Annotated in this window: 24 protein-coding genes; 17 read left to right on the top strand and 7 right to left on the bottom strand. The window is 61.1% G+C overall.

The features are described from left to right. Positions 1-8: 8 nt before the first annotated feature. The 5 genes from ACN0VH_RS00295 to ACN0VH_RS00275 all read left to right on the top strand — a co-directional run bounded on the left by ACN0VH_RS00295 (position 9) and on the right by ACN0VH_RS00275 (position 8,325). Complete coding sequence (locus ACN0VH_RS00295; protein WP_417699080.1) at positions 9-1,451, top strand: tetratricopeptide repeat protein; 1,443 nt, start codon at positions 9-11, stop codon at positions 1,449-1,451. Positions 1,452-1,517: 66 nt separating this feature from the next. Further along, positions 1,518-2,807, top strand: coding sequence for an OpgC family protein (locus ACN0VH_RS00290; protein ID WP_278922539.1), 1,290 nt, complete (start codon positions 1,518-1,520; stop codon positions 2,805-2,807). After that, positions 2,804-4,357, top strand: coding sequence for an OpgD/OpgG family glucan biosynthesis protein (locus tag ACN0VH_RS00285; protein ID WP_417699079.1), 1,554 nt, complete (start codon positions 2,804-2,806; stop codon positions 4,355-4,357). The genes ACN0VH_RS00290 and ACN0VH_RS00285 overlap by 4 nt, the downstream gene beginning before the upstream one ends. After that, complete coding sequence (gene mdoH / locus ACN0VH_RS00280; RefSeq protein WP_417699077.1) at positions 4,354-6,315, top strand: glucans biosynthesis glucosyltransferase MdoH; 1,962 nt, start codon at positions 4,354-4,356, stop codon at positions 6,313-6,315. Before ACN0VH_RS00285 ends, mdoH begins: the two co-directional genes overlap by 4 nt. A gap of 204 nt (positions 6,316-6,519) precedes the next feature. Further along, positions 6,520-8,325, top strand: a complete 1,806-nt coding sequence (locus tag ACN0VH_RS00275; protein WP_417699076.1) for an ATP-binding protein — start codon at positions 6,520-6,522, stop codon at positions 8,323-8,325. A gap of 8 nt (positions 8,326-8,333) precedes the next feature. Here ACN0VH_RS00275 and ACN0VH_RS00270 read toward each other — a convergent pair whose 3' ends face one another. Together ACN0VH_RS00270 and ACN0VH_RS00265 are read right to left on the bottom strand one after the other, a co-directional pair. Next, the gene (locus tag ACN0VH_RS00270) at positions 8,334-9,278 is read right to left on the bottom strand and encodes a CE1 family esterase (protein ID WP_278922543.1); all 945 of its coding nucleotides are present in this window, start codon (positions 9,276-9,278) and stop codon (positions 8,334-8,336) included. After that, complete coding sequence (locus ACN0VH_RS00265) at positions 9,266-9,787, bottom strand: rhodanese-like domain-containing protein (RefSeq protein ID WP_417699075.1); 522 nt, start codon at positions 9,785-9,787, stop codon at positions 9,266-9,268. The genes ACN0VH_RS00270 and ACN0VH_RS00265 overlap by 13 nt, the downstream gene beginning before the upstream one ends. A 396-nt stretch (positions 9,788-10,183) precedes the next feature. Between ACN0VH_RS00265 and ACN0VH_RS00260 the strand changes: the two genes are divergently transcribed. From ACN0VH_RS00260 to selD, 7 genes are all read left to right on the top strand, one after another. Continuing rightward, on the top strand, positions 10,184-13,114 hold the full coding sequence (locus ACN0VH_RS00260; protein ID WP_278922545.1) for a monovalent cation/H+ antiporter subunit A: 2,931 nt from the start codon (positions 10,184-10,186) through the stop codon (positions 13,112-13,114). A gap of 19 nt (positions 13,115-13,133) precedes the next feature. Then, positions 13,134-13,487 carry a Na+/H+ antiporter subunit C gene (locus ACN0VH_RS00255; RefSeq protein ID WP_232402726.1) on the top strand — a complete coding sequence of 118 codons (354 nt, stop codon included), beginning with the start codon at positions 13,134-13,136 and terminating at the stop codon, positions 13,485-13,487. After that, the gene (locus ACN0VH_RS00250; protein ID WP_417699073.1) at positions 13,484-15,037 is read left to right on the top strand and encodes a monovalent cation/H+ antiporter subunit D; all 1,554 of its coding nucleotides are present in this window, start codon (positions 13,484-13,486) and stop codon (positions 15,035-15,037) included. Before ACN0VH_RS00255 ends, ACN0VH_RS00250 begins: the two co-directional genes overlap by 4 nt. After that, positions 15,034-15,531 (top strand): Na+/H+ antiporter subunit E, encoded by a 498-nt coding sequence (locus tag ACN0VH_RS00245; protein WP_278922547.1) that lies wholly within the window; start codon positions 15,034-15,036, stop codon positions 15,529-15,531. Before ACN0VH_RS00250 ends, ACN0VH_RS00245 begins: the two co-directional genes overlap by 4 nt. Further along, positions 15,528-15,797: a K+/H+ antiporter subunit F gene (locus ACN0VH_RS00240; RefSeq protein WP_278922548.1), complete on the top strand. Its 270-nt coding sequence runs from the start codon at positions 15,528-15,530 to the stop codon at positions 15,795-15,797. The genes ACN0VH_RS00245 and ACN0VH_RS00240 overlap by 4 nt, the downstream gene beginning before the upstream one ends. 12 nt (positions 15,798-15,809) lie before the next feature. Beyond that, positions 15,810-16,184, top strand: coding sequence for a Na+/H+ antiporter subunit G (locus ACN0VH_RS00235; protein ID WP_417699072.1), 375 nt, complete (start codon positions 15,810-15,812; stop codon positions 16,182-16,184). Between the two features lie 121 nt (positions 16,185-16,305). Continuing rightward, a complete protein-coding gene (gene selD / locus ACN0VH_RS00230; protein WP_417699071.1) occupies positions 16,306-18,489 on the top strand; it encodes a selenide, water dikinase SelD in 2,184 nt (727 codons plus the stop codon). On the opposite strand, the gene mnmH is transcribed toward selD, so the two are convergent. Beyond that, positions 18,476-19,564: a tRNA 2-selenouridine(34) synthase MnmH gene (mnmH, locus tag ACN0VH_RS00225; protein ID WP_417699069.1), complete on the bottom strand. Its 1,089-nt coding sequence runs from the start codon at positions 19,562-19,564 to the stop codon at positions 18,476-18,478. The two genes, selD and mnmH, sit on opposite strands and share 14 nt — an antisense overlap. Before the next feature lie 137 nt (positions 19,565-19,701). After that, positions 19,702-21,279: a bifunctional metallophosphatase/5'-nucleotidase gene (locus tag ACN0VH_RS00220; RefSeq protein ID WP_417699067.1), complete on the bottom strand. Its 1,578-nt coding sequence runs from the start codon at positions 21,277-21,279 to the stop codon at positions 19,702-19,704. Between the two features lie 225 nt (positions 21,280-21,504). Here ACN0VH_RS00220 and ACN0VH_RS00215 point away from each other — a divergent pair, with 225 nt between their 5' ends. Genes ACN0VH_RS00215 through arsC form a run of 3 tightly spaced genes read left to right on the top strand, consistent with a single transcriptional unit; the run spans position 21,505 to position 23,267 of the window. Next, entirely contained in the window at positions 21,505-21,843 is a 339-nt protein-coding gene (locus ACN0VH_RS00215; RefSeq protein WP_278922553.1) for a DUF952 domain-containing protein, read from the top strand. A 12-nt stretch (positions 21,844-21,855) separates the two neighbouring features. After that, positions 21,856-22,914, top strand: coding sequence for a quinone-dependent dihydroorotate dehydrogenase (locus tag ACN0VH_RS00210; protein ID WP_417699066.1), 1,059 nt, complete (start codon positions 21,856-21,858; stop codon positions 22,912-22,914). Further along, positions 22,911-23,267 (top strand): arsenate reductase (glutaredoxin), encoded by a 357-nt coding sequence (arsC, locus tag ACN0VH_RS00205; RefSeq protein ID WP_417699064.1) that lies wholly within the window; start codon positions 22,911-22,913, stop codon positions 23,265-23,267. The genes ACN0VH_RS00210 and arsC overlap by 4 nt, the downstream gene beginning before the upstream one ends. On the opposite strand, the gene ACN0VH_RS00200 is transcribed toward arsC, so the two are convergent. The 3 genes from ACN0VH_RS00200 to ACN0VH_RS00190 all read right to left on the bottom strand — a co-directional run bounded on the left by ACN0VH_RS00200 (position 23,264) and on the right by ACN0VH_RS00190 (position 25,625). After that, the gene (locus tag ACN0VH_RS00200; RefSeq protein WP_278922556.1) at positions 23,264-24,604 is read right to left on the bottom strand and encodes an MATE family efflux transporter; all 1,341 of its coding nucleotides are present in this window, start codon (positions 24,602-24,604) and stop codon (positions 23,264-23,266) included. The two genes, arsC and ACN0VH_RS00200, sit on opposite strands and share 4 nt — an antisense overlap. 83 nt (positions 24,605-24,687) lie before the next feature. Then, the gene (locus tag ACN0VH_RS00195; protein ID WP_278922557.1) at positions 24,688-25,206 is read right to left on the bottom strand and encodes a PaaI family thioesterase; all 519 of its coding nucleotides are present in this window, start codon (positions 25,204-25,206) and stop codon (positions 24,688-24,690) included. Next, on the bottom strand, positions 25,203-25,625 hold the full coding sequence (locus tag ACN0VH_RS00190; RefSeq protein WP_278922558.1) for a PaaI family thioesterase: 423 nt from the start codon (positions 25,623-25,625) through the stop codon (positions 25,203-25,205). The genes ACN0VH_RS00195 and ACN0VH_RS00190 overlap by 4 nt, the downstream gene beginning before the upstream one ends. A gap of 127 nt (positions 25,626-25,752) precedes the next feature. Here ACN0VH_RS00190 and ACN0VH_RS00185 point away from each other — a divergent pair, with 127 nt between their 5' ends. Beyond that, positions 25,753-26,127 (top strand): MerR family transcriptional regulator, encoded by a 375-nt coding sequence (locus ACN0VH_RS00185; protein ID WP_232402046.1) that lies wholly within the window; start codon positions 25,753-25,755, stop codon positions 26,125-26,127. A gap of 429 nt (positions 26,128-26,556) precedes the next feature. Continuing rightward, on the top strand, positions 26,557-26,961 hold the full coding sequence (locus ACN0VH_RS00180; RefSeq protein ID WP_278922559.1) for a MerR family transcriptional regulator: 405 nt from the start codon (positions 26,557-26,559) through the stop codon (positions 26,959-26,961). Positions 26,962-26,996: the final 35 nt, after the last annotated feature.

Here is a 26,996-nt window from a genome sequence, read left to right as displayed (position 1 = left end):
GACCCCCAATGACGCAAGATATCTTCGGACAGGAAACCAGCCTAAGCTGCGCGATCAGCCAGCAACACTGGGACGCGGTGCAAATGGGGGTTCTGGCGCATTCGGCCAGCACGGCCGATCACCTTGGCGCGCTGCTCAACACGGCGCCGGATTTTGCCCTGGCCCAGGCGATCAAGGGTATTTCGCTGCTGATGCTGGGCCGCAGTGAATTGCTGCCCATGACGCAGGACGCACTACAGGCCGCGCAACTGGGCTATGACGCGGCCCTGCCGCGGGAACGTAAATATATTGAGGCCCTCGCCGCTTGGCTGGATGGCCGGCCCTCTCGCGCGATAGAGCGGATGGAACAGGTGCTGGCAGTGGATCCCTGCGACAGCCTGGCGATGAAGCTCAGCCATGGGATCCGTTTTATTCTGGGCGATGCCAAGGGCATGCGGGCTTCGGTCGAACGGGTGCTGCCCGCCTATGCGCCCGATCACGCAGGTCGCGGCTATCTCTTGGGCTGCCATGCCTTTGCGCTTGAGGAAACCGGCGCCTATGAGCGCGCCGGGATCACCGGGCGTCAGGCACTATGGCTGGCCCCGGATGATGCCTGGGGGCTGCATGCGGTGGCCCATGTGCATGATATGACAGGGGATGCCTCTGCCGGGCTGCGCTGGCTGAACGGTCGCGAACAGGCCTGGGCCCATTGCAACAATTTCCGCTACCATGTTTGGTGGCACAAGGCATTGATGCATCTTGATCTGGGGCAGACCGACCAGGCGCTGGCGCTTTATGATACCGAGGTGCGCAAAGATAAAACCGATGACTACCGCGATATTTCCAATGCCACCTCGCTGTTGATGCGGCTGGAGCTGGAAGGCGTCGCTGTTGGCAACCGCTGGCAAGAGCTCTCGGAACTTTGCGCCAACCGCACCGAAGACGGCAGCCTGATCTTTGCCGATCTGCACTATCTGATGGCCCTGGCAGGCCCCGACCACAAGACGGAATCCCGCCGCCTGATCCTGCGTATCCACGCCGATGCCCGGCAGCGCGACACAGAGGCCCAGCAGCGGATGGCCACTCCAGGCTGTGGCGCAGCACTGGGGCTAGAGGCCTTTGGCGAGGGCAACTATACACAGGCCTTTGCGCATCTGTCCGGCGTACGCGCCAGCCTGCACCTGGCCGGGGGCAGCCATGCCCAGCGCGATGTGTTTGAGCGTATGACCATCGACGCGGGCCTGCGCTGCGGCGCCTTTGATACGGTAGAGCACATCCTGAACGATCGGCGTGCAAAACGCGGCGGGAACGACGACAACTATGCCCTGGCCCGGCGCGCCCTGATTGCTGCCGCGCGCAGTGACACAGAGCACGGCGCGGAAACACAACCAGAGGCTGAATTCGGCGGGAAGATGCCACCCGTTCGGCAGGAAGACGCCATCACTGTCGCCCCGACACTCCGTGCCCGCTGAATAGCCCTTTTCAAGATGCGAAAAGAACCTCACACACGCGCTTGAAAATCAACAAGGAATAACCCAATGGCGGAGATTTCGCCTTTTCCCTCCTCCCCGAAAAATGCAGGGGCAGAAAACGCGGCACCAGCAGCCAACCAGGCTGCATCCCCGGCAATCTCTTCTGCTTCCGCAGCCCTTCGCACGCGCGACCCCAGGCTGGATTTTTATCGCGGCATCGCCATGTTCATCATCCTGGCAGCCCATATTCCGGGCAACCGCTGGACCGGATGGATCCCGGCGCGGTTTGGCTTTTCCGATGCAACAGAGATCTTTGTCTTCTGCTCTGGCATGGCCTCGGCCATTGCCTTTGGCGGTTCCTACGCGCGAAAGGGCTGGGCCCTGGGCAGCGCCCGCGTGCTGTTCCGCTGCTGGCAGGTGTTCTGGGCCCATATCGGGTTGTTCTTCTTTGTCGCCATGACCATGGCAGCGCTGGACACCTATGGCAGCTTTGACAAAAGCTATATCAACAGTCTGAACCTGCAGCATTTCTTTGACGATCCCGCACAGCAGCTGGTTGGTCTGTTCACCCTGACCTATGTGCCGAACTACTTTGACATTCTGCCAATGTATCTGGGCGTGCTGGCCCTGCTGCCATTGATGATGGGGCTGGCGCGCGGTCAGCTTTGGCTGGTTGCGCTGTGTTCTGTGCTGCTCTGGCTGGCGGCAAATCCCTATCTGATCGGTCTGGGGCCGGATGGGCTGTCCTTCCCGGCAGAGCCATGGTCCCAACGCGAGTGGTTCTTCAACCCACTTGGCTGGCAGCTTTTGTTTTTCACTGGCTTTGCCTTCATGAAGGGCTGGCTGCCGCCCCCACCGGCCTCGGCGCTGCTTGGAGGTGTCGCCGCGGCCTTCTTGATCCTGTCAGCGCCGCTTGGCTCCTGGAAGGTATTCTTGTGGCTGGATGCCGCCAATGGTGATCTGGCTGACGCCATCCGCCCCTGGTGGGCCGCGAGCGCGCAGTGGCGCGAAAAGACCGATTTTGGCCTGCTGCGCTATGCACATTTCCTCGCCCTGGCCTATCTGGGCTGGCTTCTGGCAGGAGAAGGCGGCAAGCGCCTTATTGCCTCGGGCCACAGCCTTGGGGCGCGGCTCTGGGCAGGGCTGCTCGGCATCATCAGCAAGGTCGGCCAGCAAAGCCTTGCGGTTTTTGTGTTTTCCATGGCGCTGGCCCGGCTGATCGGCTTTGCTCTGGATCAGACAGATCGCGGCATCCTGATCACCGCGCTGGCCAATCTTGCGGGCTTTGCCCTGATCATTGCCTGCGCCTATGGCGCCGGATGGTTCAAATCCCACCCCTGGAGAGCCAAGCGATGACCCCATTCACCCGTCGCAGCTTTCTGGGGACCGCCCTCAGCAGCACCCTGCTTTCGCCCCTGCCAACAGCGGCCCAAGCGGCACCCGACCCGACGCCCTTTCACCGTGATCAGCTGGTAGCGCGCGCGCGCAACTTGGCCCAGCAGCCCTATCGCCCGCGCCCCGAGGTGCCGCAGGACTGGCAGGATCTCACCTATGATCAATACAAGGCCCACCGGTTCCGCACCAAGCGGGCGATCTGGGCGAATACAGCGCGCAGCTACAATGTCGATCTGTTCCTGCCGGGTCTATATTTCCGCCAGGCCGTGCAGATCAATACGGTCGAAGAAGGCCTGGCGCGCCGGGTCGGCTTTGACATGGGCCTGTTTGACCGCGGAGAAATCGCGCCGCCGCTCAGCCAGGCAGAGACCCTGGGCTATAGCGGCCTGCGACTGCGCACCACGCTGGATCAGCCCGACAAGAAAAGCGAATTCTGCGTCTTTCAAGGGGCCAGCTATTTCCGCGCCATCGGGATCGGCCAGACCTATGGCCTATCGGCGCGGGGATTGGCGCTGAAAACCGCAGACGCCATGGGCGAAGAATTCCCCGATTTTGTGGAATTCTGGCTGGAAGCCCCAGCGCCCGGGCAGCCCCATATGGTGGTGCATGCGCTGATGGATTCCCCATCCGTGACCGGGGCGTATCACTTTCGCATCACCCCCGGCACCACCACGATCATGGATGTCGAGGCCCAGCTCTTTGCCCGCGCCGACCTGCCGCATATGGGGCTGGCGCCGCTGACCTCTATGTTTTTGTTCGATCGCACCAATCGCCACCGGTTTGATGATTTCCGCCCCAATGTGCACGACAGTGACGGGCTGTTGATCCACAACGGCAACGCAGAGACCCTCTGGCGACCGCTGGCCAACCCCACCCATTTGCAGGTTTCCTCTTTCGTGGATTCCGATCCACGCGGTTTTGGCCTGATGCAACGCAGCCGCCACCTGCAGGATTTTGAGGATCTCGAAGCCAACTACCACCGCCGCCCCGGTCTTTGGGTGGAACCCAAGGGTCGTTGGGGCAAGGGGGCGGTCACCCTGGTGGAAATCCCGGCTGACAAGGAAATCTACGACAATATCGTCGCCTATTGGCGTCCAGACGCCCCGGTCAAAGCCGGGCAAGAGCTGGCGCTGGCCTATCGGCTTTTCTGGGGGGAAGAACCCGACACCCCCATGCCAGACACCACGGCAGCCGCGCCTATGCCCCCCCTGGCACGCGTTATCGACACGGCAGCGGGCGCCCGCATATTTGGCGATCCCGGACGGTTGATGACGGTGGATTTTGCAGCCCACCCGCTGTTGGCGGGCGACCCGGAAGAGATAGAGGTGCATCTGTCCTCGCCCGATGTGGAAACCACCCCCGGCGTGTTGCAGCGCAACCCAGGCACTGGCGGGCTGCGCCTTGCCTTCAGCTTTACGCCCAATGCGAAAAATCATGTCGAACTGCGGCTGCAGTTGCGTCGCAACGGGCAAGCCGCCAGTGAAATCTGGCTCTATCGGTGGACCGCATGACCCAGTTGCCTGATCCAACCATGTCGCTGCCTGCGGCCCCTCTCGCAGACCATCTGGCCACAGGGTGCGCAGAGGGCGTGCAAGACACGAGGGGCACAGACCTGATGCCCCCCGTGATGCCAATGGAGATGCCCGAGCAGGATTTCACCGCGCCATTTCAGGACCGGCAGGCGCCGCAGGGCGCGCCGCGCCCCCAGGTGGCTCTCTGGCGCATTCTGGCCTTTTCGCCCGCCATGCTGGCCACGGCAGCGCTGACCTGGGTGATGCAGGGCTGGTTTGCCATCGGCGGCTTTATGGGGCTTGAACTGCTGCTGCTGGCGCTGATTGCCTTTAATTTCTTCTGGATCTGTTTTTCGGTCTCGACCGTGATCCTGGGACTGTATTCGCTGTCGCAACGTGACCGCAGCCGCCCCACAGGCCAGGTGACACCAATGCAGGTGGCGCTTTTGGTGCCCGTCTACAACGAAAGCCCCTGGTATGTGCTGGGCAATGTACGGGCAATGCTGGAAGAGCTGAGCCGCGTCGACGGAGCCCATAGCTATGCCATGTTCATCCTGTCAGATACCCGCGATGAGGAATTGGCCGCCCAGGAACGGCTGAGCGTTGAGGCCTTGCGTGCCGACCTGCCACCTGGGACGGCACTGTACTATCGCCGCCGGGCCCGCAATACCGGGCGCAAGGTCGGCAATATCAGCAACTGGCTGCGGCACTGGGGCGCGGGATATGAGGCCATGCTGGTGCTGGACGCCGACAGCCTTATGACCGGCCGCGCCATTGCCCGGCTGACCGATGCGCTGTCACGCGATCCCTGCGCCGGGCTGATCCAGAGTTTTCCGCAGCTGATCGGCGCCCAGTCCATTTTTGGCCGGATGCAGCAATTTGCCAATGGCGTTTATGGGCTTGCCCTGGCCGAAGGGCTGGCCCGCTGGACCGGGCATGAAGGCAACTATTGGGGCCACAACGCCATTCTGCGCACCCGCGCCTTTGCCGCCTGTGCCGGCCTGCCCAAGCTGCGTTCGCGGCTTAGCGGGCGTGAACACCTGATCATGAGCCATGATTTTGTCGAGGCAGGCCTGTTGCGCCGGGCCGGCTGGCGGGTGCGGTTCTTGCCACGCCTGGGGGGATCTTATGAGGAAACGCCCGCCACCCTGGTCGACCACATCCTGCGAGATCGCCGCTGGTGCCAGGGCAATCTGCAACACCTGAACCTGCTGGGCGCGCGTGGCTTTTTCGCCATGTCGCGGTTTCACCTGCTGCACGGGGCCATTGGCTATCTGATGGCGCCAATCTGGTTTGCGCTCTTGGTGATCTGGGCGCTGATCGGTCTGGGCGAAGACCGCTCGGTGATCCACTATTTCAGCATCACAAATCCTTCGCGCCCCTCTTGGCCCGATATGTCAGAACCCCGCCACGTTCTGGTGATTTTGCTGATCTATGCCATGTTGCTGGCCCCCAAACTGCTGGCGGTGCTGGCACTGGCAATGACCGGTCGTCGGCTTGATCAGTACGGCGGCCCGGCGCGCTTTGCGCTTTCAACCCTCTGCGAGATCCTGTTGGCGGTGCTTTATGCCCCTATTCTGATGGTACAGCAGATGATTGCGGTGCTGCGCACCACCTTTGGCATTCAGCGGGGCTGGTCAGCCCAGGCGCGCGAAGGCGGGCACTATGGGCTGCGTCATCTGCTGATCTGCCACGCGCTTGAAACCCTAAGCGGATTTGCACTCTCTGGCGGTATCCTGGCCGGGTTTGTATCGCTATGGCTGCTGCCAATTGCGCTGTCACTGGTGCTGGCGGTGCCCTTGTCGGCGCTCTCTGGCTGGCGTGCGGGGACCTCACGGCGCGGATGGATGGCGACCCCTGTGGTCTATGCCGAACCGCAGATCACCCGCGCCGCCGACCGCTATCGCCGCAGCTTCAAGCGCTATCTCGATATGCAACGCCAGCACCCCGCAGAATAGCCCCTCCCGTACACGCCATAAACTAGAAAAAGCGATAATCTTGCAACCCTGATGCGCTTCACCTAACCTCGTGCAAAGCATCGGCCACGTAGCCATTTCCCGGAGGATCGTCCACTGAGCCCCCATCTGAGCTTGGATCTTATTCCCTTTATAGCGGGGCTAAGCATCATCGGCGCCCTCCTCTTTGCGTCAAGGCGCCTGTCCATGCAACACGCTGGACTGCGGGTTGTGATCATTGGCGGGGTCTTGATGACGCTTTCTGCGCTGGTACCGATCCTGCAAGGTATCTGGCGGGCGACACCACAGCCACAGCCGCCAGATCACCCGATTGCCATGCTCCTTGCCCTGGGGTTCATGGGGCTTGGCGCCATTCTGGTCTTTCAAGGAATGTGGACCTGGCTATCGGCACTGGATAGCCTTTCTGCGCGCATTGACGAACATCAGCACCGCGCGCAAGAAGGCCACCTGAAAGAACGCCGCCTACTGACCATGATGCAGCACGCCCCCGAAAGCATCGTTGTACTCGATGCAGAGGCCAACTGCCTGGTCGAGGTAAACCCAGCTGCAGAGACACTGTTTCAGTATTCCAGCGATCAGTTGGTCGGCGAGAAAACCCTCTGGCAGCTGAGCCCGCCACTGCAGCCCTGTGGCACCCCCTCCAAGGACTTGATGGAAAGATACCTGAAACAGGCCATCAATGGCACATACCCGGTATTTGAATGGCTGCATCTCAACGCCAAGGGAGAGCCGCTGGACTGCGAGGTTACCCTGGCCCAATTGCCCTCTGCAGATCAGATGCTGATCCGCGGCACCATTGTCGACATATCCAAGCGCCGCGCCGAGGCACAGGAACGCGAAAACCTTCTGCTGCAATTGGCGGCCTCACACAAACTGGAATCCGTAGGCCAGCTGACCGGCGGAATTGCCCATGATTTCAACAATTTGCTTGCCGTTATTGTGGGAAACCTAGAGCTGTTGCGCGAAAATATCACAGAGGTTGATCAAATTTCATTGATCGACGCCGGCATCGACGCTGCGCTGCACGGTGCTGATCTGACCAAGAATATGCTCGCCTTTGCCCGCAAATCGCCGCTGGCCCCAGCAGAGCTGGATCTGAACAAGATCATTCGCAGCACGAAAAACTGGGCCGGTCGTACCCTGCCTGCCTCTGTCGCGATGGAAACCTCCTTGCTGGCTGGTCTCTGGCAGGTCAAGGCGGACCCCAGCTCGACAGAAAGCGCCCTGCTCAACCTTTTGCTGAACGCCCATGACGCAATGCCCGATGGTGGCCGGGTGACCATTGAAACCGCCAATGTCAGGATCGACGAGGATTACATCAGCTCCCGCCAAGAGGACCTGTCGCCCGGCCGCTACGTGATGCTGGCGGTCAGCGATACCGGCACGGGCATTCCCCAAGAGCATCTCGACACCGTTTTTGACCCCTTTTTCACCACGAAATCGCCAGGCAGAGGCACCGGGCTTGGCCTGTCCATGGTAATGGGCTTTATGCAGCAATCCGGCGGCACCGTGCGGGTCTATTCAGAACCCGGCGTCGGCACCACTTTCAAGCTGTATTTCAAAGCGCTTGGCAGCGACAACGAAGGGAGCCAAGAAACCATGCCCCACACCGCCCCCATCCCGACAGGAGAAACGCGCGTTCTGGTTGCCGAAGATCAGGAACAGGTTCTGGACATCATCGTCGCCACCCTGACCAAGGCGGGCTACGATGTCATCGCTGCCAAGTCGGGCGACGATGCCTATGCCCTATTCGAGGCCAACAACGATATCGACGTCTTGCTGACGGATATCGTGATGCCCGGCTCGCGGCACGGCCCGGCACTGGCCCGTGATCTGCGGCAACTGCGACCGGATCTGCCGGTGGTGTTCATGTCTGGCTATGCCAGCGAAGCCACGGTGCATGGCAATGGTTTGCGCCCCGAGGATATTCGCTTGATGAAACCCGTACGCAGGTCGCAGCTTCTGGAGGCGATCAAAAAGGCCACGAGCTAGGCGGCGCGTCAGTCTGTCCTGCCCAAGGCCTGCTGGGGTTTGGCCGGATCAATCCGCCCTGCCTCAAACCAGTCCAGCAGCCAGCCGGCCCAGGCCGCAGGCACCTGGTGGCCTTCGGGGAACAGGACGAATTCGATGTCTGCGCCAGGGGCACAGTCCCAGCGACGGCGCAGCACCGCGCCCTCGCGCGAGCGCTGCGCTGGGGCCTGCTCCTGGCAGCCATTGGTCTGACGCCACAGCGCAAGCCCGGCAAAAATATCGCCTTGCTGAAACCGGCCACCCCCCAGAAACCGCCCCTCCAGCGGCACCACGGCGTCGGTCCAGCCATGGCTGTGAAACAGCCGTACAGGCCCGGCGCAGTGGTCCGGCTGTGGGCGCCAAAAACCGCCCGCGACCGGCGCATAGGCGGCAAAGGCATCGGGGCTGTCGCAGGCCAGATAGGACACCATGAAGCCCCCGGCGGAAAATCCGGCCAGCACCATCGCCTGGCGGTCCAGATCAAAGCGATCGGCCGCATCCTGGGCCACCTGCTGCAAAAACCCCACCTCGTCGCGCCCCTGCCAACCCGGAAAAAACGTCCAAGAGCGGGGGCGGCCCACGCCGCGCGACAGTGCATCCGGCGCGATCACCGCATAGCCGCGCGCCGTCAGCGCCCCGACCAGTGTTTGATTGCGCAGCGCCCCTGCGCCAGAGCCGCCATAGCCATGCAAGAACATTACCGCAGGTCTGCGCGGCGCCGCACCAGCACGCACAGGCGACGGTGGCGCAGCGACGCCAGTCCGCGGCAGGACAACATGGTAACTGCCCTGTGCGATCTGGCAGGCTTCGGTGCCCGCTGTCCCGCAGCCTGCCTGGGCCGCAGCGGGCCAGGCAAACACGGCTGGCACCAGCGCCAGCGCCAGTTTTGCAATCAACCGCCCAAGCTGGCGATTTTTGCACCCTAATCCTGCCATGGCACCACCGGCAGCTGCGCAGCAATCCAGCCGGGGCCATCGGCGGATCCCAACATGCCCTGCGGCACGTCGATCACGCCCGGAAACCCTGCCGCTGCCAGGTCCAGCGTCATGCGGGCGGAACGCACGCCACGGGCGCAGATCAGCGCAACGGGGGCGGCGCGATCCCCGGCCAGAGCCTGATCCAGCGCCGCGACAAAGTCGACACGGCGCATATCGATTGGCATCGCGCCGACTGCCACCCCTGTTTGGTGCCATTCCTCCGGGCTGCGAATATCCACCAGGGTGATCTGGCCTGCCTGCGCTGCGGCGTGCGCCTCGGCCGGGGACAAGCGCGGCTGATCATGGGCGACAGGCTGCAACCGCCACCGCCAGATTCCACCACCTGCCGCAACCACCCCCAAGAGCGCCCCTGCGCCCACAACACCCCGCAACACCCGGCGCCGCGATGGCGGGCTGGACGGTACCGGTTCCTGTGGTCGGCTGTCATTTGCGTTTTGATCGCGCATATCACCCCGGTGCAATCTGAAGAAAACCCATGACGAAACCCCGCCGCGTCTCGCGCTGAATTTTACGGCTTATATCAGCTTTGCCCAGCGCGATCAGCCCTGGCATGGCCTTGGGCTGTTCACCTTCGCGTCACTGGCGGCACACTGGCCGGGTTCACCCACGACACCGTCGCAGAACCCCAGCAGCGACTGCGCAGTGGGACGAGCCACAAAATCTTGCACCCTATGCAAAAAAAATTCCAAGGAGAGTAAAAATCCGCCACGGGCCTGCCTACATGCGATCCACAAAAGCTACAAAACCTCACTCTTGAAACACTTACAGGGTCGTGGGGCTGGAACAGTTGCGAAAAATTGCTTAGGCGTTTGATAACCTAAGCCCAGCCAGGAGAACTGCTCGTGTCCCTGTTTTTGATTGCGGCCCTGCCGTTTCTTGGGGCGGTCTTCCCCGCCTTGTTGATCCGTGCCGGGCGCAATGCCTCGGCCTCGGCTGCGGGTCTGACTACTTTTCTCGCCTTTGCCGGGCTGTTGCTACACGCGCCAGCCATTTTTCGCGGCGAGGTCATTCAGGTGGGCGTCGACTGGCTGCCAGCACTGGGGCTGAATGCCAATTTCTTTCTTGATGGCCTTGGCTTTCTCTTTGCCAGCATGATTCTGGGCATTGGTCTTTTGATCATTCTCTATGCGCGGTTCTATCTCTCGCGCGAAGACCCGATGGGCCAGTTCTACACCTATCTCTTGCTGTTCCAGGGGGCGATGGTCGGCATTACCCTGTCCGACAACATTCTTCTGTTGCTGGTGTTCTGGGAACTCACCTCGCTGTCCTCCTTTTTGCTGATCGGCTATTGGAAGCATCTGCCAGAGGGACGCCAAGGCGCGCGCATGGCGCTGGCGGTGACCGGGTCTGGCGGGCTGGCGATGATTGGTGGCATGATGATCCTTGGCAATATCACCGGGTCATATGACTTGAGTGTGATCTTGCAAAACAAGGAGCTGATCCAGGCCTCTCCGATGTATCTGCCCGCCCTGGTGCTGATCCTGCTGGGCTGTTTCACCAAATCGGCGCAGTTTCCCTTTCACTTCTGGCTGCCGCACGCAATGGCAGCGCCAACCCCAGTTTCTGCCTATCTGCATTCGGCAACCATGGTGAAAGCGGGAATTTTCCTGATGGCGCGGCTCTGGCCGGTGCTGGCGGGCACACCCGAATGGTTCTATATCGTCGCCACCACCGGTCTGGTGACCATGTTGCTGGGCGCTGTGATTGCCCTGTTCAAGGATGATCTGAAGGCGCTGCTGGCCTTTTCAACCGTGTCCCATCTGGGGCTGATCACCATGCTGTTGGGCTTTGGCACCAAGATCGCTGCGGTAACGGCGGTGTTTCACATCATCAATCATGCCACCTTCAAGGCGGCGCTGTTCATGTCGGCAGGTATTGTCGACCACGAGACCCATACCCGCGACATCAAACGACTTGGGGGCTTGCGCCATCTGATGCCGGTCACCGCTACCGTCGCCATAGTGGCCGCCCTGTCCATGGCCGGGATCCCGCCCTTCAACGGCTTCCTGTCCAAGGAAATGATGCTGGAAGAAACCGTTCACACCCATTGGGGCAGCTCTGCCTATCTGGTTCCGGGTCTGGCGCTGGTGGCGGCGCTGTTCTCGGCAGCCTATTCCTTTCGCTTTATTGGCCATGTCTTTCTGGGCCAGCCGCGCAATGACTACCCCGCCCAGCCACATGATCCGGGGTTTGGCATGTGGGCCGGGCCCGCACTGCTGATGACCCTGGTGGTGCTGATCGGGCTGTTTTCGGCCACATTGGTCGGCCCGCTTGTGGCGATTGCTGCGGGCGCGGTGATTGGCGGCGCCGAACTGCCCTATTATTCGCTGAAACTCTGGCATGGGCTGACGCCTGCGCTCTATATGTCATTGGCCGCGAGCATTGGTGGGCTGGTGCTATTGCTGCTGCATCGCCCGCTGATGGCGGCCTGGAACGCCGCGTCGCGCCCCGAGGCAAAACAGATCTTTGACCGCCTGATGCGCGGCTTGACCAAGCTGTCGCAACTTATCACCGATGGGCTGCACAATGGGGCGATCACCCGCTATGCCTTTGTGATGATGCTGTTTATCATCGCGCTAAGCTATTACGCCTATTCCAGTGGCACGATCACTGCGCCGACGCGCCTGGCGCAAGCAGAGGGCCCGATTGCCCTGATCGCCTGGTTCTGCCTGATTGTCGCCACCCTTGCCGTGGTTGCCAAACACCGACAGCGGCAGCTTTCACTGGTGCTGATCGGGGTGGTGGGACTGGTTGTATCGCTGGGGTTCAACTATCTGTCAGCGCCCGATCTTGCCCTGACCCAGCTGTCGGTTGAGGTCGTGACAATGATCCTGCTGCTCTTGGCGCTGAACTTCATGCCCAAGGATAGCCCCATTGAATCGCCGCTTTGGGTGCGGCTGCGCGATGGTGGGATTGCGGTGATTGCCGGGCTGGGTGCGGCGACGCTGATCTATATGTTGATGCTGCGGGACTTTGCGATGCCGAGCATCTCTGAATTCCACCTGGCCAATTCCTACAAAGGCGGCGGCGGCACCAATGTGGTGAATGTCATTCTGGTAGATTTCCGTGGCTATGACACCTTCGGCGAGATCATCGTTCTCGGCATTGCTGCGCTGGTGATCTATGCCCTGACCGAAGCCGTGCTGGGCTCGCGGGTGCGCGCCTATCTGCTCAATCGTAAACCCGACATGCCGCAGGCCGGTGATGCCCATCCAATGATGATGGTTGTTGCCACACGGGTGATGATGCCGCTGGCCCTGATGGTGGCGGCCTATATCTTCTTCCGCGGCCACAACTTGCCGGGCGGCGGCTTTATCGCCGGGCTGATCACGGCCATTGCCCTGCTGATGCAGTATATGGCCTCCGGCTTTAGCTGGGCCTCGGAACGACAGCGGATGTTCTACCATGGCACCATCGGGTCGGGGGTGCTGATTGCGGCGGCCACCGGGCTTGGTTCCTGGTTTGGCGGTGTGCCCTTCCTGACCAGTGCCTTTGGCTATATCCACTGGCCCCCGCTGGAGGAATTTGAATGGGCCACTGCCGCCTTGTTTGACTTGGGCGTTTTTCTTGCGGTGGTTGGCGCAGTCCTCCTGGCGCTGGAGAGCCTGGCACGCTTTGCCTGGCAACCGGGGATTTCGTCTGAACACGCGATGGATATCAACCCCGCCCGTGACGATCTGGAACAGGCTCAGATGCAGGCGCAGACTCCGGGGCAGCACCCTGGCCTGCATCCACCCGGCCCGCATGATCAAAGCATAAAAGGCGAGGTGTAACGAGATGATCCCCTTGAGCATCGAATTCCTGGTGGCTTCTGCCGTCGGGCTGCTGACAGCAGCCGGGATCTACCTGATCCTGCGGCGGCGCACCTTTCCGGTTATCCTTGGCCTGTCACTGCTGACATATGGGGTGAACATTTTCCTCTTTGCCACGGGCCGCCTGATGGTCAATGCGCCCCCCATTCTGAACAAATACGCCGATGTCGCCTATACGGATCCGCTGCCGCAAGCGCTGGTGCTGACCGCAATCGTGATTTCCTTTGGCATGACAGCCGTGGTGGTGATGATCGCCCTGGCCGCCTATCTGTCGGCGCGCGATGACCTGATCGATATGCCACACCACCCCGAAGATGAAGGGGAAGACGCATGAACCATTTCCTGATTGCACCGGTTGTGCTGCCGGCCCTGGTTGGCCCCTTTATCATCATGGTGGTGCGTCACCATCTTGACCTGATGCGGATCTTCTCGCTGGCCAGCACCGTGCTGCTGGTGGCGATTTCACTGGTGCTGGCGGCGCAGGCCTCTAGCGGTGAAATTCAGGTCTATGAGCTGGGAAACTGGTCCGCACCTTTTGGTATCGTGCTGGTGCTGGATCGTCTGTCGGCGATGATGGTCTTGCTGACCTCAGTGCTGGCGCTGGTGGTCAACCTCTATGTCATCGGCTCGGGCTGGGACAAGCGCGGCGCCAACTTCCATGCATTGTTCCAGTTTCAGCTGATGGGCATCATCGGCGCCTTCCTCACCGGAGACGCCTTTAACCTGTTTGTCTTCTTCGAGGTTCTGCTGATCGCATCCTATGGGTTGATGATCCATTCGGGCGGCACCCGCCGGTTTCAGGCGGGCGTGCAATATGTGGTCTACAACCTCTTGGGATCGACGCTGTTCCTCTTTGCTCTGGGCACGCTTTATGCGGTGACAGGCACGCTGAACATGGCGGATCTGGCGGTGCGGGTGGCGGAAATTCCTGCCCAAGACAGCGCCCTGTTGCGGGTTGGCGCGGTGATGCTGCTGCTGGTCTTTGCCATCAAGGCCGCAGTAATTCCGCTGCATTTCTGGCTGCCGGCCTCTTATGCCAATGCGCCACTGCCGATTGCGGCGCTGTTTGCGATTATGACCAAGGTCGGTGCCTATGCGATCCTGCGGATGTATACGCTGGTCTTTGGCCCCGACCTGGCGCTGACCGAGGGGCTGGCAGGGGCCTGGCTGATGCCCGCAGCACTGATCACCCTGATGATTGGCGCCATTGGTGTGCTGGGGTCTTACCGGATGGGGCGGCTGGTGGCCTTTGGTGCCATTACCTCTATGGGCACCCTGCTGACCTCCATTGCGCTCTTCACCCCAGAAGGGGTTACGGCAGCGCTGTATTATACCGTGCATTCGACCCTGGCTGCGGCCTTCTTGTTTCTGGTTGCTGATCTGGTAACCGAACGCCAGGGTATCGAGATCACCGCCCAACCGGTGATGCCACAAAGCGGGCTGATTGCGGTGCTGTTCTTTACCGGAGCCATCGCCCTGGCAGGGATGCCGCCGATCTCGGGTTTTCTGGGGAAACTCCTGGTGCTGGATGCCGCCCGCGACCATGATCTGGTCTGGTGGATCTGGGGTACTATTCTGATCGGATCTTTGGTGACCATTCTAGGCATGGCACGGGCTGGCAGCCTGTTGTTCTGGAAAAGCCATAGCATCACGGAGACAGAGGTCGATCCTGCTGAGGACCACGACAGCGACGCGCATGACGAGACGGCGCCGACAGAGCATGCAGCTGCCCTGCCCTTTGTCGCCTGTTTCGCCCTGCTGACAGGATTGGTGGCGCTGACCATTTTTGCAGGCCCCGCCAGCCATTACGCCGAGGCCACGGCGGCCCAGTTGTTTGCACCTGAAGCCTATATCAGGGCCGTACTCGGAGAGGTGACGCCATGAAACTGCTACGTCGGCTGGTGCCGCATCCGATCCTGACCCTTCTCTTGACCATTGCCTGGGTGCTGTTGACCAGCACCTGGACGCTGAATTCCCTGGTCTTCGGCTTTTTGCTGGGGATTGGGATCCCCTTTCTGACCCAGCCCTATTGGCCCAATCAGATGCGGATGAAGAAACCGCTGAAGATCGCTGCCTACATCCTTTTGGTTCTCTATGATATTATCGTTGCCAATGTGGTGGTGGCGCGTATCGTGGTCTTCAAACCCAACAGCAAGCGCAGCCCTGCCTGGGTTGCCGTGCCGCTGGATCTACGCACACCAGAAGCGATTACCGTACTGGCCGGAACCATCACCATGACCCCCGGCACCGTTTCGGCGGATGTCTCTGCCGAGGGGCACGCGCTCTTGGTGCATTGTCTGGATGCCAGCGACCCGGATGCCGTCCGCGATTCGATCAAACAGCGCTATGAGCGCCGCCTGATGGAGATCTTTGAATGATAGCCTTTGCCACGTTTTTTGCCTTTGTCTGTTTTGCCCTCGCGATACTGATGAACCTTTGGAAGATCATCTCGGCCGCCGAAATTGCTGATCGCATCCTGGCGCTGGATGCTATGTTCATCAACGCGCTGGCACTGATGATCCTCTATGGGATTTCCCTGGGCAGCGAGGTCTATTTCGAGGCCTCCCTGATCATCGCCATGCTCGGCTTTGTTTCTACCGTGGCCTATGCGCGCTTTATTCTGCGCGGCAATATCATCGAGTAACAGGAGCCAGCCATGAGCATGATTTTTGAATATCTGATCGCGGGCTTTTTGATTATGTCTGGCGTCTTTGGCTTTGTTGGCTCTTTCGGGTTGCTAAAGCTGAACGATCCGATGTCGCGCCTGCATGCGCCGACCAAGGCCACGACGCTGGGCGTTGGCGGGGTTCTGCTGGCCTCTATGGTGCATGGGCTGACCGTCGAAGGCTCTGTCTCGTTGCATGAACTGATGATCACCCTGTTCCTGTTTCTGACTGCCCCTGTCACGGCACTGTTTATTGCCAAGGTTCACCTGCACCGGCATGAAACAAAGGACAGCCTGCCCACCCCCGCAGATGACAGCAGTTGGGCCACTCATACCGTGATTGAACCGCAGCCACAGCAGGACTGAGCCAACATCGCCCCACGGCGGCACCGGCAGGGGATACCGATCCAGGCACCATGACTGAGGCGTCAAGACACAGGCGGCACAACACAGGCGGCACAACACAGGCAAAAAGGTACAGAAGCAGATGCATAGCCCCCCTCTACCAGCAACCAAAGATGTGGTTTTGATTGGCGGCGGGCATGCCCATGCTCTGTTGCTATTGAAATGGGGGATGCGCCCGCTGGCGGGGGCGCGCCTGACCCTGATCAACCCAGGCCCCAGCGCCCCCTATTCCGGCATGTTACCGGGCTTTGTGGCCGGCCATTACCAGCGCGATGAGCTGGATATTGATCTGGTAAAACTGGCGCGCTTTGCCGGGGCCCGGCTGGTGCTGGGCGCGGCAACGGCGATGGATCCAGTGGCCCGTCAGGTGCAGGTGTCGGGGCGCGCGCCTATTGCCTATGATCTGGCCTCTCTGGATGTGGGCATCACCTCTGACATGCCCGATCTACCCGGTTTTGCGCGCTACGGCCTGCCGGCCAAGCCGCTTGGTGCATTTGCCCGGACCTGGGATCAGTTCCGCCAGGCGCAGGCGGATCGCGCGGCGGCATCAGGCCCGGCAGCCAATATCGCGGTGATTGGTGGCGGCGTCGCCGGAGCCGAGTTGATCCTCGCCATGGCCTACGCGCTGGCACAGCAGGGGCGGCTGGGCCAGGCCAGCCTGATCGACAGCCGCAGGATATTGGGACAGGCCAGCCCCGATCTGCGCCGGCGCCTGCTGCGCGCCTTTTGTGAACACAGGGTCACGCTGGTAGAAAACACTGCGGTCGCCCGGATTGAACCAGACCGCATCCTGCTGGAAGATGGCCGGACGGTACTATCGGATTTCACCACCGGTGCCGCCGGTGCCCGCCCGCAGGACTGGATCGCCCAGAGCGGGCTGGCGCTGCAGGATGGCTTTATCAAGGTGGACGAAACCCTGCAAAGCTCTGTTCCGGGTGTCTTTGCGGCAGGGGACTGCGCCCATATGACCGCGACGCCGCGCCCCAAGGCCGGGGTCTATGCGGTACGCCAGGCCCCCATTCTCTATCACAACCTGCGCGCCCAGCTGACCCAGGATCCGCTGCGCAAATATCAGCCGCAAAAGGACTATCTAAAGCTGATCTCGCTGGGCAGGGCCGAGGCCCTGGGCGAGCGCATCGGGCTACAATTTTCCGGTGCTCTGGTCTGGCACTGGAAAGACCGGATCGACCGGGCCTTTATGGATCAGTTTCGCAACCTGCCCCAGATGCCCCCTGCCAGCCTGCCGCCGGAACATACCCATGATCTGCCAGCCATCCTGGGCGACAAACCCATGTGCGGTGGCTGTGGTGCCAAGGCCGGCCGCGCCGCCCTGCGCGGCGCACTTACAGGGCTGGCAGCCCCGCGACGCAGCGATGTGACGCCGCTGCCCGGCGACGACGCTGCACTGGTGCAAACCGGTGGCGCGCGGCAGGTGATCACCACCGATCATCTGCGCGCCTCGACGCTCGACCCTGAGGTAATGGCCCGGATTGCCGCGGTACATGCGCTTGGCGATATCTGGGCCATGGCCGCTGCGCCACAGGTGGCCACTGCCAATCTGATCCTGCCGCGCCTGTCCCCGGCGCTGCAACAGCGCAGCCTGGCGGAAATCATGGGCGCTGCAACGCAGGTATTTCAGGACGCCGGGGCCGACATCATCGGCGGTCATACCTCTCTCGGGGATGAGCTGTCGATTGGCTTCACCGTCACGGGCCTGTGTGACAGCCCGCCTGTGACCCTGGGCGGGGCGCAGCCTGGCGATGTGCTGATCCTGACCAAGCCTATTGGGTCCGGCGTGATCATGGCCGCCGAGATGCAGGGCGCGGCCAAGGGCGCCTGGGTGGCAGCGGCTTTGGCGCGGATGGTCCAGCCCCAGGGCGCGGCCTCCCGGATCCTGGCTTCGGCCCATGCGATGACGGATGTCACTGGCTTTGGCCTTGCCGGGCATCTCTTGGGGATCTGCGAGGCTTCGGGCCTGGCTGCCCAGCTGGATCTTGCCGCAGTGCCACTGATGCAGGGGGCTGCCACGCTCAGCGCGCGTGGTATCCGCTCTTCCCTGTTTGAAGACAACCGCGCCCTCGCCCCCGAGCTGCCAGACCGCCCCGACGTTGATCTGCTGTTTGATCCGCAAACAGCCGGCGGGCTGCTGGCCGCGCTTGCCCCGGATGAAGCAGAAGACAAACTGCAGGACCTGCGCGCCGCTGGCTTTGAGGCTGCACGCATAGGCTGCCTGCAGGCTGGTGCGCCCGGTCTTACGCTGGTTTGACAGCGCCGCCTTCAGATCTCTGTGCCGGGGCTTCCATCAGATCGCAGATCTGTTGCGCGGCGCGGTCCAGATCTGCCTGCGTCATCTGCCCCAGACCCACCTCAGAAAGGGGCGGCAAACCATTGATACGGCGTGATTTCTGATAGGCAGGATCATAGTGATCCTGCATCAGGGCCAGGGTCAGCGCGGCCTTATCTCCCGCCGCGATCAGGTCAAACCAGTGATCTATAACCGCATTTGCGTGATGCCCCCGCAGATAGCCAAGCTTCTGTTGCAAGCGCTTTGTATCCGACAGGATATCATCATAAACTTGGGTCAGATATTGGCAGCGGGCCGCACTGGGGGCGCTGACCTCGATCCGGGGGGCCTGTTTCATCGCACGCCACAGGCTGGGGGGAATGATGCGGGCGCCGACCTTGCTCGACTCGGCCTCGACCAGAACCGGGCGCGCGGGGTCCATCTGCACCAGCGCCTGTGCCAGGGCGCTTTCAAATCCCTTTTGGCTAGGCTGTGGATCCGACATTGCCCCCAGCAAAGAGCCGCGATGTTTGGCCAGCCCCTCCAGATCAAGCATCTGTGCGCCCAGGGCCTGACAGCGCTGCAACAGCTCTGTCTTGGCGCTGCCGGTATAGCCATCCAGCGCGATCAGCCGAAACGGCAGCACCTGATCATAGAGGTAAGACTTCACCAGGCGGCGATAGGTCTGGTACCCGCCCTCGACCAGTTCCGCCCGCCAGCCGATCTGTTGCAGCATCCAGGCAAAACTGCCCGAGCGCTGACCGCCGCGCCAGCAATAGACCAGCGGTTGCCAACCGCCGTCATGATGGCTGAGGCTGGTTTCGATGTGATTGGCGGCATTGCGAAACACCAGTGCCGCGCCAAGTTTGCGGGCCCGAAAAGGGCTGTCCTGCACATAGATGGTGCCGACCTGCGCCCGTTCTTCGTTGTCCAGAACCGGCAGGTTGATGGCCCCCGGAAGATGATCCTCGGCAAATTCGGCGGGGCTGCGCACATCAATGACGCAGTCCGCCCCATGGGCCAACAATTCCTGCAGCGATTTGTAACGCTTTGACATGCGCTCTGACCTATCCTTTGAACGGGCTGAATAAAAGAAAGATTTCGCATACAGGCTGTCGCACCCGCTGCAAGGAATGCCCCGCCAATCAAAGATCGTGGCGGGGCATAGCAGGCAACTGTTTCGCGCGCGAAACGCTATTTTTGCGAAATGCGACCGTCCGTATAGGCCTGATAGGGGCCTTGCTGTGCCAGATATTCGGCCAGAACATCAGCGAGATCGGGACCAAAATCATAGGCGTTCTTGTCGTCACCCGCAAAAATCTTGTAGCCGTCACCGCCCTTGCGCACATAGTCGTTGGTCACAACGCGATAGGTCTTGGCCGGATCCAGCGGCACAAAGCCCGCATCGCTGGCGACCTGAACCTCTTGCACCCTGCCCTCATTGGCGGCGACAGTGCCATCCCAGCTGAACTTCAGCCCGGCAACCTGGGGAAAGCGGCCTTTGACCTCTTCCACCTGGCTGACGCCATTTTCAAGGGCTGCAACCAGATCAGCCCCGGTGATTTCAAAGGTGGACAGCGTGTTTTGGAACGGTAACACCGTCAGCACCTCGCCCATGGTGACAGCGCCGGGTTCCAGGCTGGCGCGAATGCCGCCAGAATTGGCAATGGCTATGGTCACGCCCTGGTCCTTGACCCGATCCAGCATGGCATCCGCCACCAAATTGCCCATCTCGCATTCCTGAATGCGGCAAATGGTGCGATCACCTTCTACCGCGCTGGCGGCCTCGGCCACGACCTTGTTGCGGATTTCATCCAGCGGCTGCGCCAATTCGGCAATGCGCGCCAGGGTGTCACTGTCCTCGGCCACATTGCCATCCATGATCAGCGGCTCGCCCGCAGCCTTGGTCACCGTTCCAGCCTCGTCAAAGGTAACGTTCAGCTCGCCCAGGAATTTGCCATAGGCATAGGCCTGCACGATGGCGACATCATTGACCATGGTGGGATAGGGACCAACCGCATCTTCGGATGTATTGGACAGATAGGTATTTGAATGCCCGCCAACAATCACATCCACCCCGGTGGTCTCCGCCGCCACGATCTGATCCACCTTATAGCCGGAATGGCTGAGCACGATAATCTTGTTGACGCCCATCTCTGTCAGCCGGTCGACCTCTGCCTGCACGGCGGCCACCGGATCAGAGAACGAAATATTCGCGCCCGGGCTGGCCAGATCGTGGGTATCTTCCGGGGTCAGGCCAATCAGACCGATTTTTTCGCCGCCACGTTCAATCACGGTGGATTTTTGCAAGACATCCGCCAGAGCAGGTTCCGCCGAGACATCCGCATTGGACATCAACACCGGGAACTCTACCGCATCCATGAACCCGCGCAGGACCTCGGGGCCATCGTCAAATTCATGGTTGCCAACGGTCATCCCGTCATAGCCGAGCTTGTTCATCATCTCGGCCGCGACCTTACCCTTGTAATAGGTATAAAACAGCGAGCCCTGGAACTGGTCGCCCCCATCCACAAGGATCGCATTGTCGGCACGTTCGCGCGCGTCTTCCAAGGCGGTAACCAAACGTGCCGATCCGCCAAAGCACTTGCCCTCGGCGTTGTCGCCCTCGCGGCAGCCGCTGTCATATTTACTGATCGGTTCAAAGCGCGCGTGGAAGTCATTGGTGTGCAGAATGGTCAGTTTATACTCTGCCGCCGCCATGCCAGCCGTCAGGCCCAAGGCCGCGACCGAGGTCAAAATTCGCATCATCATCAGTATCGCTCCCGTTGTTATTCTTTGCCCGTAATCGTGCGATCAAAGCATCAACCAGTCAAAGGGGAATAACGCCCGGCCCGCCCCCTAGGCAGCATTCGGTACGATATTTGCACGTTTGGCGCGATCGACGCGGCACGTGTTGGGCGATCTGCGGCGGATTACTGCGCCCGGTACTGTCGCTTCGGGCTTGATTCCAACGGCGGCGCGGGGCATCAGATCGCCATGCTGATCTATAAAATCCTCCGCGCCGATGAATGGTCGGCCTTCCAGTCCCAAGGCGAAACCCTTGGCGCGCCTATCGACCTGAGCGATGGTTTCATTCACTTTTCCACCGCGGTGCAAGCGGCCGAGACCGCCAGCAAGCATTTTGCCGGTGTTGACGGGCTTTGGCTGCTTGCGCTGGATGCAGACGCGCTGGGGGAGGCGCTGAAATGGGAGGTCTCGCGCGGCGGTGACGACTTCCCGCATCTTTACCGCAAGATGCACCTGTCAGAGGTGATCTGGGCCAAACCGCTGCCGCTGATCGACGGTGTACACCACTTTCCCCCAGCCATGACGTGAGCACCCCAATCAATGAAACTGACTGAAAAACTTGCGCTCAAGGCGCTGCACAAGCTGGATCCGGAAGTGGCACATGGGCTGTCGATCAAGGCGCTGACATCGGGGCTGGCCCCCTGCCCCGGCCCGGTACGATCCCCCCGGTTGAAATGTGACATCGCGGGCATCACGCTGGACAATCCGGTGGGACTGGCCGCAGGTTTTGACAAAAACGCCGAGGCGCTGGCACCGCTGAGCCAGGCCGGGTTCGGCTTTATCGAGGTCGGCGCTGCCACACCGCGCCCACAGCCGGGCAACCCCAAGCCACGCCTGTTCCGGCTAAGCGAAGACCGCGCTGCGATCAATCGCTTTGGTTTTAACAACGACGGTATGGAGGTGATTGCAGAGCGCCTGGCGAAACGGCCCAAAACAGGCGTAATTGGCCTGAACCTTGGGGCCAATAAGGACAGCGACGACCGGGCAGCCGATTTTGCCAGGGTGCTGGCGCGCTGTGGCGCTTTTCTGGATTTTGCGACGGTCAATGTTTCCTCGCCCAACACAGAAAAACTGCGGGATCTGCAAGGCAAGGCAGCACTTTCTGCGCTGTTGAACGGGGTGATCGAAACCCGCGACAGCCTGGATCGCCGGGTGCCGATCTTCCTGAAAATAGCCCCAGATCTGGATCGTGCAGGCATCGAAGACATTGCCGCCGTCGCGCTGGACACCGGTATCGACGGCGTGATTGCCACCAATACCACCCTGTCGCGCGAAGGGCTGCACAGCCCACACCGGGCCGAGGCGGGCGGGCTGTCCGGCGCGCCACTGTTTGAAGCCTCAACCCGGGTCCTGGCGCAGCTCTCTGATCTACTGCGGGATCAGGTGCCGCTGATTGGCGTGGGCGGTATCGGCAATGCCGAACAGGCCTATGCCAAGATCTGCGCCGGGGCTTCGGCGGTGCAGCTTTATACCGCCATGGTCTATGGGGGCCTGTCGCTGGCGGCTGAGATCGCGCAGGAGCTGGACCACTTGCTGGCCTGCGACGGGTTTGACTGCGTTGCTGCTGCGGTTGGGACAAAACGCGGGGACTGGCTATGATCCGCTATTGGCATAATCCACGCTGCTCCAAATCGCGCGCAGGTCTTGCGCTGCTTGAAAGCCGGGGGATCACACCAGAGGTGCGGCTTTATCTGCAGGATCCGCCCAGTCTGGCTGAGCTGCAGGCGCTGCATGCCGCCCTTGGGGGATCGGTAATCGAAATGATGCGAACAGGCGAAAAGGTCTTCAAAGAGCTGGGCCTGAGCAAGGGCAGCCCCGCAGCAGACCTCCTGACGGCCATGCAGGCACATCCCATCCTGATCGAACGACCAATTGCGATCAAGCAGGATGGCAATGCAATCGAACAGGCGGTGATTGGCCGCCCGACCGAAGCACTGGATGCGCTGCTCTAGGCCACCGCGCCAGGCTGAGATGACGCCACGCTGGCCTCTAGCCGAGGATAGCGCAGCCCCAGCGTCACAGCGCGGGCACAGTTCAATACCAAAAGCGCCGCCCAGAGCCCATGATTGCCCCAGAGCGGCACCAGCGCCAGCAGCACCAAGATGAAAATGGCCACCGATTGCACCATTGCCCGGCGCATATCACCCGTCCAGGTCGCGCCGATATAGATGCCGTCATACATGTAGCTTGCCACCGAGATCAGCGGCAGCACCGCAGCCCAGATCAGATAGCTACGCCCCTCAGCTCTGACCTCGGGGGCGGTGGCCATCAGGTCAATCAGATAGGGGCCGCCCAGAAAAAAACCTACGCTCAGCAATACGGCGCAGACAATCCCCCATTGACTGGAAATCAAGGCGGCGCGGCGCAGGTTGCCCCGGTTCTTTGCGCCTATGGCACCACCCACCAGGGCCTCGGCGGCAAAGGCAAAACCATCCAGCGCAAAGGCAGTGATCTCGACAAACTGCAGCAGTACCTGATTGGCCGCCAGCGTCACATCGCCAAATTTGGCCCCGACAAACATAAAACAGGTGAAAGACCCGGTCAGCAGCACCGAGCGCACCATGATATCCCCATTGACCTGCGCCATCCGCCGGATCCGCACCGGATCAAACACCCTAGGCCAATCGCACCATTGCCGCCCGGCAAAGGCGGCACGACACAGCCAGAGCCCCAGCGCCAAGCCGCTCCATTCGGCAATCAGGGTGGCAAGGGCGACGCCTTCGACGCCCCAGTCCAGCCCCAGCACGAACCATAGATCCAAGGCGATATTGATCCCATTCATCCAGATCTGCAGCACAAAGACGCCACGGGTATTTTCCACCGCGATCAGCCAGCCCGTCACCGCAAAGAGCGCAATGGTCGCAGGTGCCCCCCAGATGCGAATCTGCAAATAGTCGCGCGCCAGGGTTTCGACCTCGGCACTGGTGGGGGCCAGGGAAAACGCCCCCCAGAACACCAGGCCCTGCAACGAAACAAAGGTGATCCCAGCAAGCGCAGCCAGCAGGACGCCGCGCATCAGCAAGGCGCCGGTTTCCGCCGTGTCGCCGGCCCCGCGCGCCTGCGCCACCAGACCGGTGGTGCCCATGCGCAGAAAGCCGAAAATGAAATAAAGCGTCGCCAGAATAACTGCGCCGATGCCCACCGCGCCAATAGGCGCCGCCTGCCCCATCTGCCCGACAACGCCGGTATCCACCGCGCCCAGAATAGGCACCGTGGCATTGGACAACACAATCGGCAGGGCAATTTTCAGCACCCGCGCATGGGTGATGTCATCCTGTTGCAAACCCATCTCGCGGGCACCTTCCTGTCATCTGTCAGGTCACGCGCGACACCACCCAGTTCGGGGGGCTTGCTGCGCACCTGGCCCTGGCATCAGCTTTTGGCCGCTTTATCTTGTGGCATCAGAAAATGGCCGGTGGCCTGGGCAAACAGCTTGTCTTTGTGATCCTGCCAGGCCTCGACATGGACAGAGGCATAGCGCCGCCCGGCGCGGCTGATCGTGGCGCGGGCATAGGCATCGCGCGGCAGGCCAGAGCGCAGGTAGTCCACGGAAAAATCAATGGTCTTCGGTTGGCGTGGCAGGATGCCCTTCGCCATGTCTTCGGGGTCCAAGGCACCGTTTTCAATGCTGCTCCAGATCTGCGACCAATTCAGAGAGACCGTGGCGGTGATCTCCAGAAAAGCCGCGGTCACCCCACCATGAATGGCAGGCAAAAACGGATTGCCAATGTGTTTGTCGCTAAAGTTCAGCTGCGCTGTCAGCTCGTCGCCGCGACGATCGAAGGTGACGTTGAGAAATCGGATATAGGGCACGGAGTCGAGCAGAGCATTCAGCGCCGCATCGCGCCGCTGCTTGACCACCTGGATTGGTTCTGGACGGGGGCGATTCAAAATCCACTCTCCACTGTAAAGGCACCAGAAGCGGTTGCGACTGGACGATCGGTATCGTCATCGCTGGCCACCGCCCGCACAAAAGCAACGCTGCGGGTGATATGATGACAGGTGGCGCGGGTGGTGATGCTTTGCCCCGGCGTGGCACCGCGCATGTAGTCGATGCGCAGATCAATGGTGGCGGTGCCGCCAGGGGCATCAGGGTGACACATCACCGCAGCACCGCAACAGGTATCCATCAAGGCCGACACCGCCCCGCCCGCGATGACCCCGCTTTGCGGATCGCCGATAAGCTTTTCATCGTAGGGCATTGAAATACATGCAGTTCCATCGCCAATTTCTTCCAGGACCATCCCCAGCTCTTTGGCATGCGGTATCGCCTGAATGAACTGACGCGCGAGATCTGTCTTGTCTGCCATATGGCTGTTTCCTATCCTGACTTGGCCCATTTGTGGCCCCGCTCGAAACAAAGCGCAAGCCCACAGCACGCAGGGAGGTTGCACAGGTCATTTCAAGTGCATAGGTTGCGCGCAAGGGAGATGATGGATGACCGAAGCAAGATTGTCATTCAAGGAAATGTGCGCAGCCTTTGACGTTACGCCGCGAACCTTGCGATATTATGAGTATATTGAACTGCTGAAACCCGATCGCGAGGGGCGATCACGGTTTTACGGTGCCCGAGAGCGCGCCCGGATGAAGCTGATTCTACGTGGCCGCCGATTTGGCTTTCAGTTGGAGGAGATCCGTCAGTGGCTGCTGATCTACGAAAACGAAGGCAATCAGGCCCAGATGCAGGCTTTCATCGAGATGGCCGACCACCAGATGGGTGAGTTGCAGCAGCAACGCGAACAGCTGGACGAAGCCCTGGATGAGCTGGGCAGCCTACGCGCCACCACCAAAAGCCTTTTGTCGCAAAGCTGACGCCCGGCTGCCCTACCAAGGGTAAGCGCCAAACAGACGCGGCCGAGCAGATGATCCGCGCGCCCTGCCGCATCAATTGCTGCACAGGGCCTTTCCAATATGTTGACCCAGGATAGCGTGCCGCCCCAACCGGGCAGCACGCTGCTTTGTCATGTCCGGTTGACGACCTAGATCAAGCGACGCGCTGCCCGCTCTAGCACCGCCCGCAACCGGAACAGGCGTCACGACAGGTGACCGTGACGTCACCTTTGAAAGTGACGCGGCGTCCAGCTTACGTTAACGTCAAGAAGATGTTGTAAATCGCCTCAACCCGGGCCAGCTTGGTCAGGCAGGCCTTGCCGGTTCCCCCCGTTTCCCGGGGCCGATCCGCTGGCCAGCATTGCACTGGCAAACCACCGCCCCGCCCGGCACCGACAAAGAGTGACGACGATGACAGAAGAAGAGACAAAATCGATCCGTGAGATGTGCGACGCCTTTGGCGTGACCCCCCGCACCCTGCGCTTTTATGAGGCCAAAGAGCTGCTGTTTCCCCAGCGCGACGGGCAAAAACGCCTGTTCACCAAAAGAGACGGTGCCCGGCTAAAGCTGATCCTGCGCGGCAAGCGCTTTGGCTTTAGCCTGGAAGAAATCCGCCAGCTGCTGGATCTGTATCACATCGGCGATCAACAGATCACCCAACTGTCGCGCACCTATGAAATCGCCTGTGATCGCCTTGCCGATATGATGCGCCAGCGCGATGAACTGAACGAAGCCATCGAAGAATTGCAGGACCAGTTGAAATGGGGCGAAAAAGTCATCGCCTCGATGAAATCCGACCAGGAGGCCGCCGAGTAGCGGCCGCCCCCGCGCACCCCGCCAGCCTGCACGGG

The organism is Pseudophaeobacter sp., from assembly GCF_048267565.1.
GTDB lineage: Bacteria > Pseudomonadota > Alphaproteobacteria > Rhodobacterales > Rhodobacteraceae > Pseudophaeobacter > Pseudophaeobacter profundi.
Note: the sequence above shows the minus strand (reverse complement) of the source record. Positions and strands in the feature narration are given on the sequence as shown.